This window comes from Pantoea eucalypti, from assembly GCF_009646115.1.
In the GTDB taxonomy this organism is placed as follows: Bacteria; Pseudomonadota; Gammaproteobacteria; order Enterobacterales; family Enterobacteriaceae; genus Pantoea; species Pantoea eucalypti.
In genome coordinates, this window is sequence record NZ_CP045720.1 from 2714834 (window position 1) to 2734468 (window position 19635).

Below are 19635 nucleotides of genomic sequence, written 5' to 3' on the forward strand. Positions count from 1 at the left end.
TTAGCTTCTTTTGTGTCGCGCGTCGGGTTCAAGGAGAACACCATGATCACGCTTTCCCGCTTATTTATTCATCCTGTGAAGTCGATGCGGGGATTAGCGTTATCACACGCGCTGGTCACTGACAGCGGACTGGCGTTTGATCGTCTGTTTATGGTGACCGAACCTGATGGCACCTTTATTACCGCCCGCCAGCACCCGGAGATGGTGCGCTTTACGCCCGCGATTCTGCCGGATGGCCTGCTGTTGGCGGCGCCAGATGGGAGTCAGTCCCTGATCCGCTTCAGCGATTTCGATGAGCAGGATCATCCCACCGAAGTCTGGGGTAATCATTTTACCGCGCGCATAGCGCCCCTTGCGATAAATCAGTGGCTGAGCCAGTTCTTCCCGCGCGACGTTCAGTTGCGCTGGGTCGGGCCACAACCCAGCCGCCGGGTCAAAAAGTTTGATCATATTCCGCTTAGCTTTGCCGATGGCTTTCCGTTTTTGCTGATCAACAACGCGTCGCTGCATGATCTGCAACAACGCTGCCCGGCCAGCGTCCGAGCCGAACAGTTTCGTCCGAATCTGGTCGTCAGCGGTGCTGCCGCATGGGATGAAGATAGCTGGGCAGAAATTCAGATTGGCGACGTGATATTCGAGGTGCCAAAGCCCTGCAGTCGCTGTGTGCTCACCACGGTCAGCACCGAGACCGGCGTTAAGCATCCCACCGGTCATCCGCTGGCGACGTTGCAGACTTTTCGTACCGCTCAGGATGGCAGTGGTGACATCGATTTCGGCCTGAACTTAGTGGCGCGTAGCAGCGGCGTGGTGCGTGCGGGTGATGAAATGATTGCCCTGAAACGTCATGCATCGCGCAGGTATGGGGCGGGTGAAGTGGTTGAAACGTTGAAACCAGAAAAACAGGCGCCTGAAACCGTGAACATTACTTATCAGGGTCAGACATTCACCGGAGATAATCAGCAGGTGTTACTGGATCAACTGGAGATGCAGGGCTTTCGCATACCCTATTCCTGTCGTGCAGGTCTCTGTGGCAGTTGCAAGCTGAATCTGGTCGCAGGTGAGGTGAAGGCGCTGAAACAGAGTGCCCTGCGTCAGGACGGCACACTGTTAAGCTGTAGCTGTATTCCGGCGGGCGATGTTGAACTGAGGTGATCAGACAGCGCGTGCGAAAGGTGCAGCAACGTCCTCATGCCAGGGCTGCAGGCGATCGTTCATCACTTTGATGGCATCGCCGAGCACCATGTTTTTTCCCGCCAGCGTGAGACCTTGCTGCGCCAGCAGACAGAGCGCCGCATTATCACCACTTTCAACCACCAGCAGACGTGCCTGTGTTCCCTCTTCAGCCAGCGTAACCTGTACCATTTCGCCAGGACGAGGCTGCATGGCCGGGGCATATGAGGTGAAATGCCAGCTTTTAGGCATCAGGGGTTTGAGAAAGCGGGCAGCGACCAGTGCGTTTAACACCAACTCAGCACGGTGACTGCCACTGAGTTTGCAATGACGGCAGGTCTCTTCAAACGTGTAATAAAGAGCAGCGTCATCGACACAAAAGCCCGATTCAGCGAAAGCGTCCGGCGTGAGCATTTTGCGGGAATAGCGGGAACGAAACAGCATACCGTCGGCCAGGTCGAGCATCATTCGATCGTGGCTGCTGTCAAAATACCAACGCCAGTTATCATCGGGTTTAATTTTCATCGTGTGCCCTGTATTTACCGCTGCGCCAAAAATCACGCAGAATTCAGCGAAAAAGAAACATAAGGAAAAGCTGAAAAAGCGTGCAACAGGACAAAATATAAACGAGCCGAGGGGATAAATAAAGCCCCCGGCCCGTCATTGTGAGAATTGTCTTAGATATTGGTAACGATATCTTTAATTAAGCCCGGTCCCTGATAAATAAAACCTGAATAAATCTGAACTAATGTTGCCCCGGCGGCGATTTTTTCACGTGCGGCCGTTAAAGAATCAATGCCACCAACGCCAATAATCGGCAGGCGTCCCTGCAGTTCCTGAGAGAGGCGCTGGATAACCGCTGTGCTCCGGGACTGAACTGGCCGGCCACTTAATCCGCCTGCTTCCTCAGCATATTTGAGTCCACTAACCAGCGAACGATCGAGGGTGGTATTGCAGGCAATAACACCATCAATCTGATGACGAATTAAACTGTCTGCGACCTGAATTAACTCCTCTTCCGAGAGATCGGGCGCAATTTTCACGGCCAGCGGAACATATTTAAGGTGACGCTGTTCCAGCTCTTTTTGTTTTTGTTTGATTGAGGAGAGCAGATCATCCAGCGCCTCGCCATATTGCAGCGAACGCAAACCTGGCGTGTTAGGGGAGGAAATATTGATGGCGATATAACCGGCGTGGGCATAGACCTTCTCCATGCAAATCAGATAATCATCTTTGCCCTGCTCGACTGGCGTATCTTTATTTTTACCGATATTGATTCCCAGCACGCCGTTAAAACGCGCTTTTTTCACGTTTTCAACCAGATGATCGACACCCAGATTATTAAATCCCATCCGATTGATAATTCCGCCTGCTTCCACCAGCCGAAACATGCGTGGCTTATCATTACCCGCCTGAGGGCGCGGCGTGACGGTACCGACTTCAACAAAACCAAAGCCCATCGCGGCAAACGCATCAATACACTCTGCGTTCTTATCCAGCCCGGCGGCCAGGCCCAGGGCGTTCTTAAAGGTCAGTCCCATACAGGTAACCGGACGCGACGGCAGAGTCTGGCGATAGAACATCTCAAGTGGCGTGCCGCTCATAAAGCGTAGTTGCTGAAAGGTGAGTTCGTGTGCGCGTTCGGGGTCGAGTTTAAACAGCGCCGGTCGGACGATAGGATAAAACATGCACTCTCCTGAAGGACGGAAGCGATCGTGGAAGTCGGTGCACGGGAAAATGTGCGCCAGAATGGTAAAGTGCTCTGGCGCAAAAGTAAATCGAACTGCGGGGTGGTGGGAAGTTAACTGAAAATCCCTTGATCTTACGCAGCGGAATCGTTTACGGGGTGATTTTCCACCTGCGAGGGGAACAGATATTCCCGGAGGATCCCGTGACGCTGCATGATGCCAAAAATACCGATGCAGACGAACGCTTCTGCCCCGACCATCGACCATGCGGCCCCGATCGCACCAAACTTCCACGCCAGGAAACAGCACAGCGGCACGTTAATCACACCCGCGGCCATCATCACCCACATACGCTGACGCGCTAAACCATGTGGAATCAGAATCTGTAATCCGGCCGGATAAGCAATGTTGCCAAACAGGAAGCAGAGTACAAAGACACGCAGCACATCCGCCGACGGAATAAAGTCCTTACCCAGTAAGATTGAAACCACCAGGTCAGCAAAGAACCAGGTAAAGATCACAATCGACAGACTCAGGGAAAACGACAGCAGCAGGCTTTTGCGCGTCGCTGCAATGGCAGCCCGTTTATCCCGGCCAAACAGATGACTGACGCGCGGGAAGAAGGCGCTGCCAATTTGCTCTGGCACAGAGTTAGCGGCTTTACGCAGACGATCCGCACCGTTATAGATACCCACCATATAGGTGGAGGTAAAGGAGGCGAGAATCACGACGTTGACGCTGTTGAACAGATTGGCACCGGCAATGGCGATAAAGACATCCATGCTGTCGGTGATGCGCTGTTTGATTTCACGGGGCTCAAAGCGATAACGGCCAATGACCTTCATCTCCAGCACAAACTTCAGCGTAATCGCTGCACTGATGATCGAGACAGTGCCAGGGATCAGGGCAGCCAGCCAGGTATCCTGCGGGGATTTCACCAGTAAAAACGTTAGCGGAATCGCACAGAAGTTCCCGAAGGTAGCGATCATTGCCGTCTTACCCAACTTCTCAAAGCCCTGCATCAGCCAGCCAAATGAAAACAACGAGCCTATCAGCGTGGTGCAGTTCGCCAGGATGATAAAGAACAACGGATGCCAGGCAGGATTGAACCAGGTCGCGGTCAGCAGCGTGCCGCTGGTCACCACCAGCAGCATCAGCTTGGCGTTAAATGTTGACCAGAAAAGCTGAGTGACGCGTTCTTTGTCATCACGATGGTGAGCAATATCTTTGGTGGTAAAGACATTGAATCCCCAGTCAGAGATGGTACTGCAATAGAGCACACAGGCGATCGCCAGTGCCAGCGTACCCATCTGCTCTACACCCAGAACACGGGCAAGATAGGGCAGCGTCGCCAGCGGAAAAAGAAACGACGCACCACGATAGGCCAGCAGGGAGAAAATATTAATAATCAGACTTTTATCAAGAACTTTTGCCATGACGCAACAACCTTATACACATTGCATGTCTCACCTTCTCATTTCGCTAAGGCATAAACAATATCGCTTCACATTTTTCAGAATCAGGCTGTTTTTTGTGATCAGGCCGCGTTTTTCAACTCTTTTTTGACTTTGTAATGCTGCAGCGCAATAAACAGTTCAGGACGATTAAACAATAACCGCTCTTTAAAGCTCTCTGCTTTAACATTACGCCCCAAAAAGCGAATAGCATTCAGCACATATTCAGGAACAGGTGTTCGATTGTAGAGTGATAAATAGATCATCAGACGAAACGAGTGAACTAAATAGGCTTTTTCCAGGGTGTCACGCCATGCTGATTTAACCATCGATCCGGTTAACGTGTTGTAGGCATGCATAAAAGCGTCATAGCGCTGATGGAAAAACTCATTGCTTTTAGTACTGTTGGTCAGTGAACCGTTGCGAATACGCTGTTTATAATAGACCTGATGACTGACCCAGGCCTGCTGACTTTTCATAAAACAGGAAAGGGTAAAATTGTGGTCTTCATGAACACGTTTAACAAAGCGCAATTTATGCTGCTCAATAACGCGTTTGCTGATGACATAACTCCAGGCCGCCGAGGTATAGCTGCCATTACGCAGCAGCGCCAGCAGGACCTCCTGTGGCTTTTGCTGGCCAAAGAGTTCGTGCCTCACTTTTGGTGAAGTGATGTCAATCTGACCATCGCGGAATACACACGATTTAAAACAGAACAGGTCCGTTTCAGGATGCGTTTCCGCCACCCTGGCCAGCTCGGCCACCAGGCCGTCCGCCACGACGTCGTCCGGATCACAGAAAAAGAGAAACTGTCCCTTCGCCTGTGCAATGCCCACATCCCGGGCCTGACCGGCGCCTCCATTTTCAGTGGTAATTATTTTCACCTGAGGAAGATGCGCATAATTCTGTTCAAGTAAGGCTAATGTTCCATCGGTGGAACCATCATTCACAATGAGTATTTCATTGGGCGCTTTAACCTGACGTAATAATGAATCGACGCACTCCACAATATATTTTTCAACATTGTAAGTTGGAATAATTACAGATAATAGAGTGTCAGACATAGGCAATTCTCTGCTGTTAGAAAAAAGACAATACGCGTCACCTGCCAGATGCAGGTCCTGACCAGAGGCGAAACGTCGAAAAGAGTAATGCGCTATTATTATGATAGCTTTCATTTGGCCTGATTATCTTAAACCGGTAATGCGAATAAAGACCAGTCGTAAAAATTATCTTAACGTTTCCTGTGAAAATCACTGTTAATGAAAGTGCATCTATAGTCCGCGTAAATGTTAAAACCGTTGATGATCGATTTAAAATAGCCCGGCAAAGCAGACGTAACCATGTTCAGGAATGTGTAAGAGAACATCTGTAATAGTGAATAACTTCACCATTACTTCATTTTCATTGCAGTTTTTTTTCTGCGATTAATCTTAGCTTCAGGCAGGGGCTTCCGCAGACAGGCAGATTCTGTGCCGCTCAGAGGGGCTGTTATGCTCACCGCTTCGCTTTAACGCTGTATGACTCTCAGGAAGATTGATTAAGCAATCAGACGAAAACGATTTTTTTCAGCATCCTCCCCCGTTTTGACCATCTCGTATCACACTCCTTAATCAATTCACCGCCTGCCGGAACCTAAATTAAGAATTATCGGAAGCTTATGCGTTCCCTTCTGCAGCGGCGTCTTCTATTTGCATTTTTCACCCTTACTTTGCCGGATAAATCATTTAAGCCCACTCCGTAGCTCTGACAGTATGAAGCCATTAGTTCTCAACTTTAGATAATCAATAACTTTTAGTTATAAGGAGTGATGATGCGCGTTATTACGCTGGCTGGCAGCCCACGATTTCCTTCCCGCTCGACTTCATTACTGACGCTGTGTCAGCACAAGCTGGAAGCGCGTGGCATTGAAGTCATTCCCTGGAATATTCACAACTTTCAGCCTGACGATCTGATCAATGCACGTTTTGATGCACCCGCACTCCTGGCCCTCCGTGAAGACCTCGCGTCTGCTGATGGCCTGATCGTGGCGACACCTGTTTATAAGGCGTCCTTTTCAGGCGCGCTGAAAACCCTGCTCGATTTGCTACCTGAACGTGCACTCGAGCACAAGGTTGTGTTGCCGCTGGCCAGCGGCGGCAGTGTCGGCCACATGCTGGCGCTGGATTACGCCCTGAAACCGGTTCTTAACGCCTTAAAGGCGCAGGAGATCCTGCACGGTGTTTATGCCGAGGACAGCCAGATTACCCACTACGATCGTCAGCCGGTTTTACAGGATTCACTGTCACAGCGTCTGGATGAAGCCGTCACTGCGTTCTGGCTGGCGCTGACCCGTCACCACCACCCCGTTGCACAAGCGGTATAAGGAAGAGTTCGATGAAGCAAATAGTTGGAAAGTGGCTGGTGGCAGGCCTTTTACTCATCGCCCCTCTGGTTCAGGCCGCCGAATCCGATCCGGCTGAGATTCGTATCGGCTATCAAAAAGGTTCGGTCAGCATGGTGCTGGCAAAATCACATCAGTTACTGGAGAAGCGTTTTCCCCATACTCAGATTAAGTGGATCGAGTTCCCGGCGGGTCCACAAATGCTGGAAGCGCTGAACATCAACAGTATTGACCTCGGCAGCACCGGTGACCTTCCGCCACTGTTTGCCCAGGCCGCTGGCGCGGATCTGCTTTATGTCGGCTCCGAGCCGCCAAAGCCCAAAGCAGAAGTGATTCTGGTCCCAAAAGAGAGTCCTCTGAAACAGGTCGCAGACCTGAAAGGGAAAAAGGTCGCGTTCCAAAAAGGCTCCAGCTCGCACAATTTACTGCTTCGCGCCTTACAGCAGGCGGGCCTGAGTTTTAAAGATATTACACCGGTTTATCTGACACCCGCCGATGCGCGCGCCGCCTTCCAGCAGGGAGATGTTGATGCCTGGGCAATCTGGGACCCCTACTACTCCTCGGTGCTGTTGCAGGGTCATTCGCGTCTGCTGACTGATGGCAGCGCACTTAATCTGACTGGCTCATTCTATTTAGCGACCCGCAGCTATGCCGAAGCCCATGGCGCCTTTATCCAGCAGGTTCTCGATACCTTTAGCGCGGCCGATGCGCTGACAATCAGCCAGCGTCAGAAGAGCACCACACTGCTGGCGCAGGCAATGGGTCTGCCTGAGCCGGTTATCGCCAGCTATCTCAGCCATCGGCCACCAACCCGGATTTCACCGGTGAGCGCTGAAACCGCTGCGGCTCAGCAGCGCACCGCTGACCTGTTCTATGCCAATCATCTGTTGCCCGTAAAAGTGACGATTCAGGATCGCATCTGGCAACCGCATACCGTAACGCAATAAGGAGCAACAATAATGAGCGTATCCATTTTCTGGTTTCTGCCGACGCATGGCGACGGCCACTATCTTGGTACTGCCGAAGGGGCGCGACCGGTTGATCACGCCTATCTGCAACAGGTGGCACAGGCCGCCGACCGCCTCGGCTTCGGTGGCGTATTAATCCCGACCGGCCGTTCATGCGAAGATGCCTGGCTGGTTGCCGCCTCGCTGATTCCGGTCACTCAGCGTCTGCGCTTCCTGGTGGCGCTGCGCCCCGGCGTGATTTCACCGACTCAGGCGGCGCGTCAGGCTGCCACTCTGGATCGGCTCTCCAATGGCCGCGCGCTGTTCAATCTGGTGACCGGCGGCGATCCGGAAGAGCTGGCGGGCGACGGTGTGTTCCTGGATCACCGTGAGCGTTACGCAGAGTCTGCCGAGTTTACCCGTGTCTGGCGTCGGGTGCTGGAAGGCGAAACCGTCGATTATGAAGGCAGGCACGTGAAGGTTCGCGGCGCGCGTCTGATGTTTAAACCGGTGCAACAGCCTCGTCCTCCCCTCTGGTTCGGTGGCTCTTCTGAACCGGCCCAGGAGCTGGCGGCCGAACAGGTCGATGTTTATCTCACCTGGGGTGAGCCGCCTGCACAGGTCAAAGAGAAGATTGACCAGGTGCGTGCAAAAGCCGCTGCTCAGGGACGCACCGTACGCTTCGGCATCCGTCTGCATGTGATTGTGCGTGAAACAAATGAAGAAGCCTGGCAGGCCGCTGACCGGCTGATTGCCAATGTCGATGACGCCACTATCGCGAAAGCACAGGCAGCGTTCCAGCGGGCAGATTCTGTGGGTCAGCGCCGGATGGCCGCCCTGCACGGCGGTCGACGCGACAAGCTCGAAATCAGTCCGAACCTGTGGGCCGGCGTGGGCCTGGTGCGCAGCGGAGCCGGTACGGCGCTGGTCGGCGATGGTCCGACGGTTGCCGCACGTATCAGGGAGTATGAAGCGCTGGGCATCGAGACCTTTATCCTGTCGGGGTATCCGCATCTGGAAGAGGCGTATCGCGTTGGCGAACTGCTGTTCCCGCATCTGGATCTGCAGGTTCCCCTGGTGCCTCAGCCGCGTGTGGTTCAGGCGCACGGTGAAGCGGTCGCCAACGATTTTACCCCTGAGAAAAAAGTCGCCCGGGGCTGAGGAGAGCATGATGGCCAGAACCCGAAAACGCCTTGCTGATACGTTGTTACCCTGGCTCCTGCCAACGCTGCTGGTCGTGGTGTGGCAGCTAGCCTCACAGACCGGCTGGTTATCGAACCGTATTCTGCCCGCACCGGAGAAGATTGTGACCACCTTCTGGCAGCTGACCGCCAGCGGTGAACTCTGGCAGCACCTGGCGATCAGCAGCTGGCGGGCGCTGATCGGTTTCAGCATCGGTGGATCTCTCGGCCTGCTGCTGGGCTTGATCACGGGCACCTCAAAAACCGGTGAGCGGTTGCTGGATACCTCGCTGCAGATGCTGCGTAATGTGCCGCATCTGGCACTGATCCCGCTGGTGATCCTCTGGTTCGGCATTGATGAATCCGCCAAAATCTTTCTGGTGGCGCTGGGCACGCTGTTCCCGATCTACCTGAATACTTATCATGGCATCCGCAACATTGATCGCGGGCTGGTTGAGATGGCCCGCAGCTATGGCCTCTCCGGCTGGAGCCTGTTTATTCAGGTGATCCTGCCCGGTGCGCTGCCCAATATTATGGTCGGCGTACGGTTCGCGCTGGGTCTGATGTGGCTGACGCTGATTGTCGCCGAGACTATCTCCGCCAGTTCTGGCATCGGCTATCTGGCGATGGATGCGCGTGAATTCCTGCAGACCGATGTGGTGGTGGTGGCCATTATTCTCTACGCCCTGCTCGGCAAACTGGCGGATGTCGCCGCGTTGTTACTGGAACGTGTCTGGCTGCGCTGGCATCCCGCTTACCAACTGAAGGAGGAGAACGCATGAGCCAGACTTTCTCACCGGCCCGCCTCAACACCGGTACGCCGGTTGGCGTCAACGGCGTCAGCAAACAGTATGGCAGTCGCACCATACTCAATAAGATCGACCTGCATATTCCTTCAGGTCAGTTTGTGGCGGTAGTGGGTCGCAGCGGCTGTGGCAAAAGCACTCTGCTGCGTCTGCTGGCCGGACTTGAACAGAGTTCCAGCGGTGAACTGCTGGCGGGCAATGCGCCGCTGCAGTCAGCGCGAGAAGATACCCGCCTGATGTTTCAGGATGCGCGACTGCTGCCGTGGAAAAAAGTGATCGATAACGTCGGTCTGGGCCTGCGCGGACGCGAATGGCGCAGCGCGGCAATGGATGCCCTGGCGGCGGTAGGACTGGCCGATCGGGCCAGTGAGTGGCCGGCTGCACTCTCTGGCGGTCAGAAACAGCGCGTGGCACTGGCCAGGGCGCTGATCCATCGACCGGGTTTGCTGCTGCTGGATGAACCGCTGGGCGCACTGGATGCCCTGACGCGCATTGAAATGCAGGGATTGATTGAGTCACTGTGGCAACAGCATCATTTTACTGTGTTGCTGGTCACACATGATGTCAGTGAAGCGGTGGCAATGGCGGATCGCGTGCTGTTGATTGAAGAGGGCGAGATCGGTCTGGATCTGCTGGTGGACCTGCCCCGTCCGCGGCGTCGTGGATCTGCGCGGCTGGCCGAACTGGAAGCGGAGATACTGGATCGGGTGATGCAGCGCACGGAACGCCCGCAGCCCGTCCGTTACGCGCAACAGCGCTGAAATAAAAAACGCCTGATGCAGTGCATCAGGCGTTTTAACAGCATAGCGTGTCAACCTATGCCAGGACGGGTCATCAGGCGTTCAGTGCCCGGGTAATTTTCTCGTAAAGATCGCCAGAGAGCTTATCCAGCTGCAGCAACTGCTCAAGCGCCTGGCGCATCATCGCCTGACGGTCTTCGTCATAACGTTTCAGACGAATCAGCGGTTCTACCATTCGCGCCGCGACCTGCGGATTACGGGTGTTCAGGTCGGTAAGCATCTCCACCAGGAACTTATAACCGCTGCCATCTTTCGCATGGAACGCGGCCGGGTTAGCCGAGGCAAAGGCCCCCACCAGCGAGCGAACGCGGTTCGGGTTACTCATGGTAAAGGAGCGATGAGTCAGAAGCTGACGCACATTGCGCATCACGTTGGCAGCCGGACTGGTGGCCTGCAGAACAAACCATTTGTCCATCACCAGACCATCCTGATGCCAGCGCTCATCGTAGGCCGCCAGCAGCGCATCACGGCACGGCAACTGAGCCGCCACAGCCGCGGAAAGCGCCGCCAGCGCATCCGTCATGTTGGTCGCCTGGTGGTACTGCGTCTGTACCAGCTTGTCTGCCAGCTGCGCATCGCTAAAGGCAAGATAGGTCAGGCAGGTATTTTTCAGGCTGCGCTGACCAATCGCATCATGCTCCACGCGGTATTCAGGCTGCTGATTGGCGTTGTAGATGGCAAAAAACTCATCGGCCAGTTCGCGGGCCAGCGTGCGTTGCAGAGCGTCACGCACCAGCGCAATCGCCTGCGGATCGATGGTATCGAACAGCTCGGCAATCTCATTTTCCGACGGCAGGGTCAGGATCAGCGCCGTCAGGGCCGGATCGCAGTCGGTATCCAGTAATACTGCACGGAAGGCGTCGGCGACATGCAGCGGCAGCGACAGATGCTGACCCTGCTGATAGCGTGCAACGTTCAGACGGATGTAGGTCGCCAGCAGGCTCTGCGCCGCATCCCAGCGGGAGAAGTCGTTGCGGGCATGGCGCATCAGGAAGGTGAGCTGCGCATCACTCCATTTATAATCGAGTTTCACTGGCGCAGAGAATTCACGCAGCAGTGACGGCACCGGCTGGAAGTAGACGTTATCGAAAATAAAGGTCTGGAACTCTTCGGTGACATTCAGCACATGGTGCACCGGATGGCCGTTGTTCTGTAGCGGGATCACCTTGCCTTCACCGTCATAGAGTTCAATATCCAGCGGGATATGCAGGGGCAGCTTCTCTTTCTGATCGGCGGTCGCTGGCGTGTGCTGCGTGACGTGTAGCGTGTACTGCTCCAGTTCCGGATTGTAATCGTCGCGCACCGTCAGTACCGGCGTACCGGACTGGCTGTACCAGCGGCGGAACTGCGACAGATCGACGTTTGAGGCATCTTCCATCGCCTGCACAAAATCATCACAGGTGGCGGCGCTGCCGTCATGACGATCAAAGTAGAGCTTCATGCCTTTCTGGAAATTCTCTTCACCCAGCAGGGTATGCATCATACGGATCACTTCTGACCCTTTCTCATACACCGTCAGGGTGTAGAAGTTGTTCATCTCAATAACCTGATCCGGACGGATCGGGTGTGCCATTGGGCTGGCATCTTCGGCGAACTGCGCCCCACGCACGATACGCACATTATCGATGCGGTTCACGGCACGTGAACCCAGATCAGAGCTGAACTCCTGATCGCGGAACACGGTCAGTCCCTCTTTCAGGCTGAGCTGGAACCAGTCGCGGCAGGTCACGCGGTTGCCGGTCCAGTTGTGGAAATATTCGTGGCCGATAACGGCTTCAATACCCAGATAATCTTTGTCGGTCGCCGTTTCCGCTTTCGCCAGTACATATTTGGCGTTGAAGACGTTCAGGCCTTTATTCTCCATTGCGCCCATATTGAAGAAGTCCACCGCCACGATCATAAAGATGTCGAGGTCATACTCCAGGCCGAAACGCTCTTCATCCCACTTCATGCTGTTTTTCAGCGAGGTCATTGCCCAGTCGGCACGGTCGAGATTACCGCGATCGACGAAGATCTCCAGCGCCACATCACGGCCTGAACGGGTGGTAAAACTGTCACGCAACACGTCGAAATCGCCTGCCACCAGCGCAAACAGGTAACACGGTTTCGGGAACGGATCTTCCCACTTCACCCAGCTGCGACCCTGCTCATCCCGGCCGCCGTCAATGCGGTTACCGTTGGAGAGCAGGAATGGATAGCGTTCACCGTCGGCATAAATGGTGGTGGTAAAGCGCGCCAGGACATCCGGGCGATCGAGGTACCAGGTAATATGGCGGAAGCCTTCAGCTTCACATTGGGTGCAGAGCGCCTCGCCCGATTTGTACAACCCTTCCAGCGCGGTGTTCTGATCCGGATGAATATCATTGATGATTTTCAGGGTGAAGCTTTCCGGCAGCTGGCCGATCACCAGTGCGCCCTCTTCTTCACGGTAAGCCGTCCAGGGTTGCCCGTCGATCTCCAGCGCAATCAGCGTTAACGCTTCGCCGTCCAGTTGCAGCTCAGCCTGGCTGTCGCCCAGTCGTTTAACCTGGCTGATGGCCGTAACACGGGTGGTGGACGCATCCAGTTCAAAGGTTAAATCGATATCGGTGATGGTGTAATCAGGCGCACGATAATCGTGGCGATACTTGATTTGGGGCTGTTGCGTCATATTGCGTCTCGCGTTGTTATAAGTTTACCGGCAAAGTCTAAGCTTGTTACTACAAGCTTGCCACGCACAATGCACCTAAAAGGTGAAATGGCTACAGTTTGTTAACAAAGGCACAGATTGGCCTCGACCCACCCGACTGAAATATGCTGTGATCGGGTTCAGATAGTGAATTATACTTTCGCGTCTTTATGACTGTGTACAACACCGGGCTCTGCGCCACCGAACAGGATGCTGAAACGCGCCATGACAGGACATGCTTCCCCGATACTGACCTCGCTGCTGGATACGGACGCCTATAAGCTCCATATGCAGCAGGCCGTTTTCCACCGCTATCATGACGTAACGGTGGCGGCGGAGTTTCGCTGCCGCGGCGACGAACTGCTGGGTCTCTACGCTGACGAAATTCGTGACGCGATAACCGCTATGCAACACCTGGCGCTGACTGATGATGAAGCGACCTGGCTGTCTCACCTCCCCTTCTTCCAGCAGGATTACCTCAGCTGGTTACGCCAGTTCCGCTATAACCCGGATCAGGTTGAGGTGCGCAATCACCATGGCAAACTGGATATCCGTATTCAGGGGCCGTGGCGGGAAGTCATTATGTGGGAGGTGCCGCTGCTGGCGCTAATCAGCGAGATTGTGCATCGTCATCGCACACCGCAGGTCACCACCCAGCAGGCGATTGACCATTTACACCAGAAACTCGGCGACTTTAAGACGCAGGTGGCTGACCTGGATATGTCACGCTTCCGCCTGATGGATTTCGGCACCCGTCGTCGCTACTCACAGGATGTGCAGCAGTCGATCGTCTCAACGCTGAAACAGGATTTCCCGTGGCTGATTGGCACCAGTAACTATGATCTGGCGCGCCGTCTGTCACTGACGCCGGTCGGGACGCAGGCACATGAGTGGTTCCAGGCCTTCCAGCAGATCAGCCCGGTCCTTGCTAATAGCCAGCGCGCGGCGCTGCAGGCGTGGCTCGATGAGTATGACGATCAACTGGGCATTGCGCTGACCGATTGTATTGCCATGGACGCCTTCCTGCGCGATTTCGGTCCGTTGTTTGCCCGTCGCTATCAGGGACTGCGCCATGACTCCGGCGATCCGGTTGAGTGGGGCGAGAAAGCCCTTGCCCACTATCAGAGCCTGGGTATCGATCCGCAAAGCAAACACCTGGTCTTTTCTGACAACTTAAACCTCGACAAAGCCCTGGCGTTATACCGCCACTTTGGCCAACGGACGAATGTCGTGTTCGGTATCGGTACCCGTCTGACCTGCGACATTCCGGGCGTAACGCCACTGAATATCGTTATTAAGCTGGTGCAGTGCAATGGTAAACCGGTGGCGAAACTCTCAGACAGCCCCGGCAAAACTATCTGTCAGGATAAAGCCTTTGTAAAAGCCCTGCGAAAAGCCTTTGATTTGCCGCTGGTGAAAAAAGCGAGTTAATCCTCTTCTTATCGGGGCGTTGATGCGCCCCGCCTCTGCTGTAATAAATCTGCATTCCCCCTGAATTTTGCTTGTTTCCTGAAGACTCGCAAGTAACATAGCAAAACCCCGGATGGGGCAACTTTTAACTCACTTCTTCTATATAGAGAGATATTTATGAGCGTAGTGCCTGTAGCGGACGTACTGCACGGTCGCGTCGCGGTTGACAGTGAAGTCACCGTACGTGGTTGGGTGCGTACCCGAAGAGATTCCAAAGCCGGTCTTTCCTTCATCGCTGTCTATGACGGCTCCTGCTTTAATCCCGTTCAGGCTGTCGTCAATAATTCTCTGAATAATTATCAGGATGAAGTGCTGCGTCTGACCACCGGCTGTTCCGTTATCGTCACCGGTAAAGTGGTGGCATCGCCGGGTCAGGGCCAGGCGTTTGAGATTCAGGCAACCAGCCTGGAAGTGGTTGGCTGGGTGGAAGATCCGGACAGCTATCCGATGGCGGCGAAACGTCACAGCATTGAGTATCTGCGTGAAGTGGCGCACCTGCGTCCACGCACCAACCTGATTGGCGCAGTGGCCCGCGTTCGCCATACCCTGGCGCAGGCGCTGCATCGCTTCTTCCATGAAAATGGCTATTTCTGGGTCTCCACCCCGCTGATTACCGCCTCCGACACCGAAGGTGCAGGTGAAATGTTCCGTGTCTCTACGCTGGATATGGAAAACCTGCCGCGCAACGATCAGGGCAAAGTCGATTTCAGCGAAGATTTCTTTGGCAAAGAAGCTTTCCTGACCGTTTCCGGTCAGCTGAACGGTGAAACCTATGCCAGCGCCCTGTCGAAGATCTACACCTTTGGCCCGACGTTTCGCGCAGAGAACTCCAACACCAGCCGTCATCTGGCAGAATTCTGGATGCTGGAGCCGGAAATTGCGTTTGCGACACTGGATGATGCCGCCGCACTGGCCGAGTCAATGCTGAAGTATGTGTTCAATGCGGTGCTGGAAGAGCGCGCCGATGACATGGCCTTCTTCGCTGAGCGCGTCGATAAAGAAGCTGTAGAACGCCTCCAGCGTTTCATTACCACTGATTTTGCCCAGGTCGACTACACCGACGCGGTTGAAATCCTGATGAATTGCGGTCAGACCTTCGAAAACCCTGTTTCCTGGGGAATCGACCTCTCTTCTGAGCATGAGCGTTACCTGGCAGAGAAACATTTTAAAGCGCCAGTGGTGGTGAAAAACTATCCGAAAGACATTAAAGCGTTCTATATGCGTTTGAACGACGATGGCAAAACCGTGGCGGCAATGGATGTCCTGGCACCTGGCATTGGTGAGATCATCGGTGGTTCACAGCGTGAAGAGCGTCTGGATGTGCTGGATGCACGACTCGAAGAGATGGGTCTGAATAAAGAAGATTACTGGTGGTATCGTGATCTGCGTCGCTACGGTACCGTGCCACATTCTGGATTTGGTTTGGGCTTTGAACGTTTAATCGCCTATGTCACTGGCGTACAAAATGTAAGGGATGTTATCCCCTTCCCGCGCACGCCACGCAACGCGAGTTTCTGATTTCGGCATTAAATATAAGAAATTCATATATATAACGAGGTCGGCACTGCCGGCCTTTTTTTATTTTTGTAAATTTTGAGTTCACTCACAAAGTTCCGTATTTTTTACATTTTGTAATACATATTTTCCTGCTGAAACAAGATTACGAGTTTAGTAGCATTTAAGCGCTAGAATTACGGCGGGTGGGATGGAAAGATGCGTGCAGACACAGGAAGACACCAAACTTCGTTAAGGGTTCTGTAAAGATTTCCTGACGGCAGTGGCAGGTGTACAAATAACTCCAATGAGGGTAATGAATAATGATGAAGCGCAATATTCTTGCAGTGGTTATCCCTGCTCTGTTAGCCGCCGGCGCAGCAAATGCTGCAGAAATCTATAACAAAGACGGCAACAAACTGGACCTGTACGGTAAAGCTGTTGGCCTGCATTATTTTTCTGATAACGATGGCTCAGATGGCGACGGCAACAACGGCGACAAATCTTACGTTCGTTTCGGCTTTAAAGGCGAAACCCAGATTAATGACCAGCTGACCGGTTACGGCCAGTGGGAATACAACATTCAGGCGAATAACTCTGAAGGTTCTGACGCACAAAACGGCAACAAAACCCGTCTGGGCTTTGCCGGTCTGAAATTCGGCGACGCTGGCTCAATCGACTACGGCCGTAACTACGGTGTGGTTTATGATGCAATCGGCTGGACCGATATGCTGCCAGAGTTCGGTGGCGACTCAGGATACTCAGATAACTTCATGAACGGTCGTAGCACCGGCCTGCTGACCTACCGCAACACCAACTTCTTTGGTCTGGTAGATGGCTGGGACTTCGCACTTCAGTATCAGGGTAAAAACGAGCGTACCGACACGCGTCGTGCTAACGGCGACGGCTGGGGCGCATCAACCAGCTATACCTCACCAATCGGTGTTGGTGTTGTTGGCGCATACAGCAGCAGCGATCGCACAAACTCTCAGGCAGACGGCACTACCGATATCAATGGTAACGTTGTTGGCCAGGGCAAACGTGCTGAAAACTGGGCAACTGCTCTGAAATATGATGCAAACAATGTTTACCTGGCAGCGATGTACGGTGAAACCCGTAACTCTACACCAATCTCTGTTGTGACTGGTCTGAACAACACCACCAGCGCTGCTTCTGCTAACAAAGCACAGAACATTGAACTGGTTGCACAGTATCAGTTCGACTTCGGTCTGCGCCCATCCATTGCTTATGTTCAGTCTAAAGGCAAGGATATCGAAGGCGTTGGCGATGCTGACCTGATTAAATACATCGACGTTGGCGCGACTTACTACTTCAACAAAAACATGTCTACCTACGTGGATTATCAGATCAACCAGCTGGATGACAATAACGCGCTGGGTCTGAACACCGATGACACTGTAGCAGTAGGCCTGGTTTACCAGTTCTAATCCTGCTTCCGACGTGTTAAAAAACGGGGCTAAAGCCCCGTTTTTTTATGGCTGTCATTCCTGAAATCTGCCCGACACTCCGCTTTTTACTTCGCCTGAAATTCAGCTTCTCCTCGTCGTGAAATGAACACAGTAAAATTGATGATTTTGTCTCGCAAACGGTTGGCATTTCCCTGGCCGGACGTTAACCTGACAGCTCTTTCCGCTAACGTTCACGCTAATGGACCTGACACATGTTTGAATCGATCTCTGCTGCACCCGCCGATCCTATTCTTGGGCTGGCCGATCTGTTTCGTGCTGATGACCGCCCTGAAAAAATCAATCTGGGTATCGGCGTCTACAAAGACGAAACCGGCAAGACCCCGGTGCTGACCAGTGTTAAAAAAGCTGAGCAATACCTGCTGGAAAACGAAACCACCAAAAACTATCTCAGCATTGATGGTCTGGCTGATTTCGCCCGTTGCACACAGGCACTGTTGTTCGGCAATCAAAGCCCGCTGATCACGGCAGGCCGCGCCCGTACGGCGCAGACGCCAGGTGGCACAGGTGCGTTACGTGTGGCAGCAGATTTCCTCGCGACGCAGACCTCCGTGAAGCGGGTCTGGATCAGCAATCCGAGCTGGCCTAACCACAACAACGTGTTTAATGCGGCCGGTCTTGAAGTCTGTGAATACCACTATTATGACGCGGCAAACCATACGCTGGATTTTGAAGGCATGCTGACGTCGCTGCAGCAGGTTCAGCCAGGTGATGTGGTGCTGTTCCACGGCTGCTGCCATAACCCGACCGGTATTGACCCAACCGCTGAGCAGTGGCAACAGCTGGCGGAATTGTCACAGGCCAATGGGTGGCTGCCGTTGTTTGACTTCGCCTACCAGGGCTTTGCCCGTGGTCTGGATGAAGATGCAGAAGGCCTGCGCATTTTTGCCGCCTCGCATCAGGAACTGATCGTCGCCAGCTCCTACTCCAAGAACTTTGGTCTGTATAACGAGCGTGTCGGTGCCATCACCGTGGTGGCGGCTGAAGCCAGCGTGGCAGATACGGCGTTCAGTCAGGTGAAATACACCATCCGCGCTAACTACTCCAATCCGCCGGCGCATGGTGCCGCTATCGTCGCCACTATTCTGGGCAACGATACACTGCGAACCATCTGGGAGCAGGAGCTGTCAGATATGCGCCAGCGCATTCAGCGCATGCGTCAGCTGTTTGTGAACACCCTTGCAGAGAAAGGCGCTCAGCGTGACTTCAGCTTTATTATTAAGCAAAACGGTATGTTCTCGTTCAGTGGCTTAACCAAAGACCAGGTAATTCGCCTGCGTGAAGAGTTCGGTGTCTATGCCGTTAACTCAGGCCGGGTGAATGTGGCAGGCATGACGCCAGACAATATGTCGGCACTGTGCGAAGCGATTGTCGCGGTGCTGTAACGCTGACGACGAAACAAAAATGGGCCTGATGGCCCATTTTTTATTGCAGGAAAGATCGCTGATTTTTACTGCAGAAAAGGGTTACTCACGCGCTCATGTCCCAGCGTAGAAATCGGACCGTGACCGGGCAGAAACGTCACATCATCGCCCAGCGGCAGTAATTTTGTGCGGATAGCATTGATAAGCTGCTGATGATCGCCCTGCGGGAAGTCTGTGCGTCCCACCCCGCCATTAAAGATAACGTCGCCTGAAATCAGCAATCGTCCCTGACGGTCAAAGAAGACCACGTGGCCAGGTGAATGTCCCGGACAGTGCAGGACTTCGAGCGTGATCAACCCTACCTGAACGCTCTCCCCCTCTTCAAGCCAGCGATCGGGGGTAAAAGGTGCGCACTCGTCCAGGCCGAACATCCGGCTCTGGGTAGGCAGCGCTTCCAGCCAGAAAGCATCGCGCTTTTGCGGGCCGATAATCGGAATCTGCCAGAAGGCAGCCAGTTCAACGGCAGCCCCGACGTGATCAAGATGTCCATGCGTCAGCAGAATCTGAGCAGGTTTAAGTCCGAGTTGTTCCAGCGTTTGTTTGACAAGTTCGGCATCGCCGCCGGGATCGACCAGCGCGGCTTCGCGCGTGGAGTCGCACCAGATCACTGAGCAGTTCTGGGCAAACGCTGTAACAGGAATAATGTGGTAATTCATAACGCTC

Annotated in this window: 16 protein-coding genes; 10 read left to right on the forward strand and 6 right to left on the reverse strand. The window is 53.8% G+C overall.

All coding sequences use genetic code 11. The features are described 5' to 3' along the window. The first annotated feature begins 42 nt into the window (after positions 1 to 42). Positions 43 to 1152 carry a YcbX family protein gene (locus EE896_RS12750; protein WP_140915853.1) on the forward strand — a complete coding sequence of 370 codons (1110 nt, stop codon included), beginning with the start codon at positions 43 to 45 and terminating at the stop codon, positions 1150 to 1152. On the opposite strand, the gene EE896_RS12755 is transcribed toward EE896_RS12750, so the two are convergent. The 4 genes from EE896_RS12755 to EE896_RS12770 all read right to left on the reverse strand — a co-directional run bounded on the left by EE896_RS12755 (position 1153) and on the right by EE896_RS12770 (position 5376). Next, positions 1153 to 1695 carry a cell division protein ZapC gene (locus EE896_RS12755; RefSeq protein ID WP_008925868.1) on the reverse strand — a complete coding sequence of 181 codons (543 nt, stop codon included), beginning with the start codon at positions 1693 to 1695 and terminating at the stop codon, positions 1153 to 1155. A 152-nt stretch (positions 1696 to 1847) separates the two neighbouring features. Beyond that, positions 1848 to 2858, reverse strand: coding sequence for a quinone-dependent dihydroorotate dehydrogenase (gene pyrD / locus EE896_RS12760; protein WP_008925867.1), 1011 nt, complete (start codon positions 2856 to 2858; stop codon positions 1848 to 1850). 134 nt (positions 2859 to 2992) lie between these two features. Next, entirely contained in the window at positions 2993 to 4294 is a 1302-nt protein-coding gene (locus EE896_RS12765) for a flippase (RefSeq protein ID WP_039660951.1), read from the reverse strand. A 101-nt stretch (positions 4295 to 4395) separates the two neighbouring features. Further along, the gene (locus tag EE896_RS12770) at positions 4396 to 5376 is read right to left on the reverse strand and encodes a glycosyltransferase family 2 protein (protein WP_008925865.1); all 981 of its coding nucleotides are present in this window, start codon (positions 5374 to 5376) and stop codon (positions 4396 to 4398) included. Positions 5377 to 6125: 749 nt separating this feature from the next. Between EE896_RS12770 and ssuE the strand changes: the two genes are divergently transcribed. From ssuE to ssuB, 5 genes are read left to right on the forward strand one after another with little or no spacing between them, the layout of a single operon-like run. Next, positions 6126 to 6677 (forward strand): NADPH-dependent FMN reductase, encoded by a 552-nt coding sequence (gene ssuE / locus EE896_RS12775; RefSeq protein WP_008925864.1) that lies wholly within the window; start codon positions 6126 to 6128, stop codon positions 6675 to 6677. Between the two features lie 11 nt (positions 6678 to 6688). Next, positions 6689 to 7642 (forward strand): sulfonate ABC transporter substrate-binding protein, encoded by a 954-nt coding sequence (locus EE896_RS12780; protein WP_140915852.1) that lies wholly within the window; start codon positions 6689 to 6691, stop codon positions 7640 to 7642. A gap of 12 nt (positions 7643 to 7654) precedes the next feature. Next, the gene (gene ssuD, locus EE896_RS12785; RefSeq protein ID WP_039660947.1) at positions 7655 to 8803 is read left to right on the forward strand and encodes an FMNH2-dependent alkanesulfonate monooxygenase; all 1149 of its coding nucleotides are present in this window, start codon (positions 7655 to 7657) and stop codon (positions 8801 to 8803) included. A gap of 10 nt (positions 8804 to 8813) precedes the next feature. Beyond that, complete coding sequence (ssuC, locus tag EE896_RS12790; protein ID WP_140915897.1) at positions 8814 to 9605, forward strand: aliphatic sulfonate ABC transporter permease SsuC; 792 nt, start codon at positions 8814 to 8816, stop codon at positions 9603 to 9605. Then, positions 9602 to 10390: an aliphatic sulfonates ABC transporter ATP-binding protein gene (ssuB, locus tag EE896_RS12795; RefSeq protein ID WP_140915851.1), complete on the forward strand. Its 789-nt coding sequence runs from the start codon at positions 9602 to 9604 to the stop codon at positions 10388 to 10390. Before ssuC ends, ssuB begins: the two co-directional genes overlap by 4 nt. 73 nt (positions 10391 to 10463) lie before the next feature. On the opposite strand, the gene pepN is transcribed toward ssuB, so the two are convergent. Then, positions 10464 to 13079: an aminopeptidase N gene (gene pepN, locus EE896_RS12800; RefSeq protein ID WP_008925859.1), complete on the reverse strand. Its 2616-nt coding sequence runs from the start codon at positions 13077 to 13079 to the stop codon at positions 10464 to 10466. A 243-nt stretch (positions 13080 to 13322) separates the two neighbouring features. Between pepN and pncB the strand changes: the two genes are divergently transcribed. The 4 genes from pncB to EE896_RS12820 all read left to right on the forward strand — a co-directional run bounded on the left by pncB (position 13323) and on the right by EE896_RS12820 (position 18933). After that, positions 13323 to 14528, forward strand: a complete 1206-nt coding sequence (gene pncB, locus EE896_RS12805) for a nicotinate phosphoribosyltransferase (RefSeq protein WP_008925858.1) — start codon at positions 13323 to 13325, stop codon at positions 14526 to 14528. A 156-nt stretch (positions 14529 to 14684) separates the two neighbouring features. Then, a complete protein-coding gene (gene asnS / locus EE896_RS12810) occupies positions 14685 to 16085 on the forward strand; it encodes an asparagine--tRNA ligase (protein WP_008925857.1) in 1401 nt (466 codons plus the stop codon). A gap of 299 nt (positions 16086 to 16384) precedes the next feature. Continuing rightward, a complete protein-coding gene (gene ompF / locus EE896_RS12815) occupies positions 16385 to 17509 on the forward strand; it encodes a porin OmpF (RefSeq protein WP_105099343.1) in 1125 nt (374 codons plus the stop codon). Between the two features lie 233 nt (positions 17510 to 17742). Next, entirely contained in the window at positions 17743 to 18933 is a 1191-nt protein-coding gene (locus tag EE896_RS12820) for an amino acid aminotransferase (protein WP_140915850.1), read from the forward strand. 65 nt (positions 18934 to 18998) lie between these two features. On the opposite strand, the gene EE896_RS12825 is transcribed toward EE896_RS12820, so the two are convergent. Continuing rightward, positions 18999 to 19628: an MBL fold metallo-hydrolase gene (locus EE896_RS12825; protein WP_003849395.1), complete on the reverse strand. Its 630-nt coding sequence runs from the start codon at positions 19626 to 19628 to the stop codon at positions 18999 to 19001. Positions 19629 to 19635: the final 7 nt, after the last annotated feature.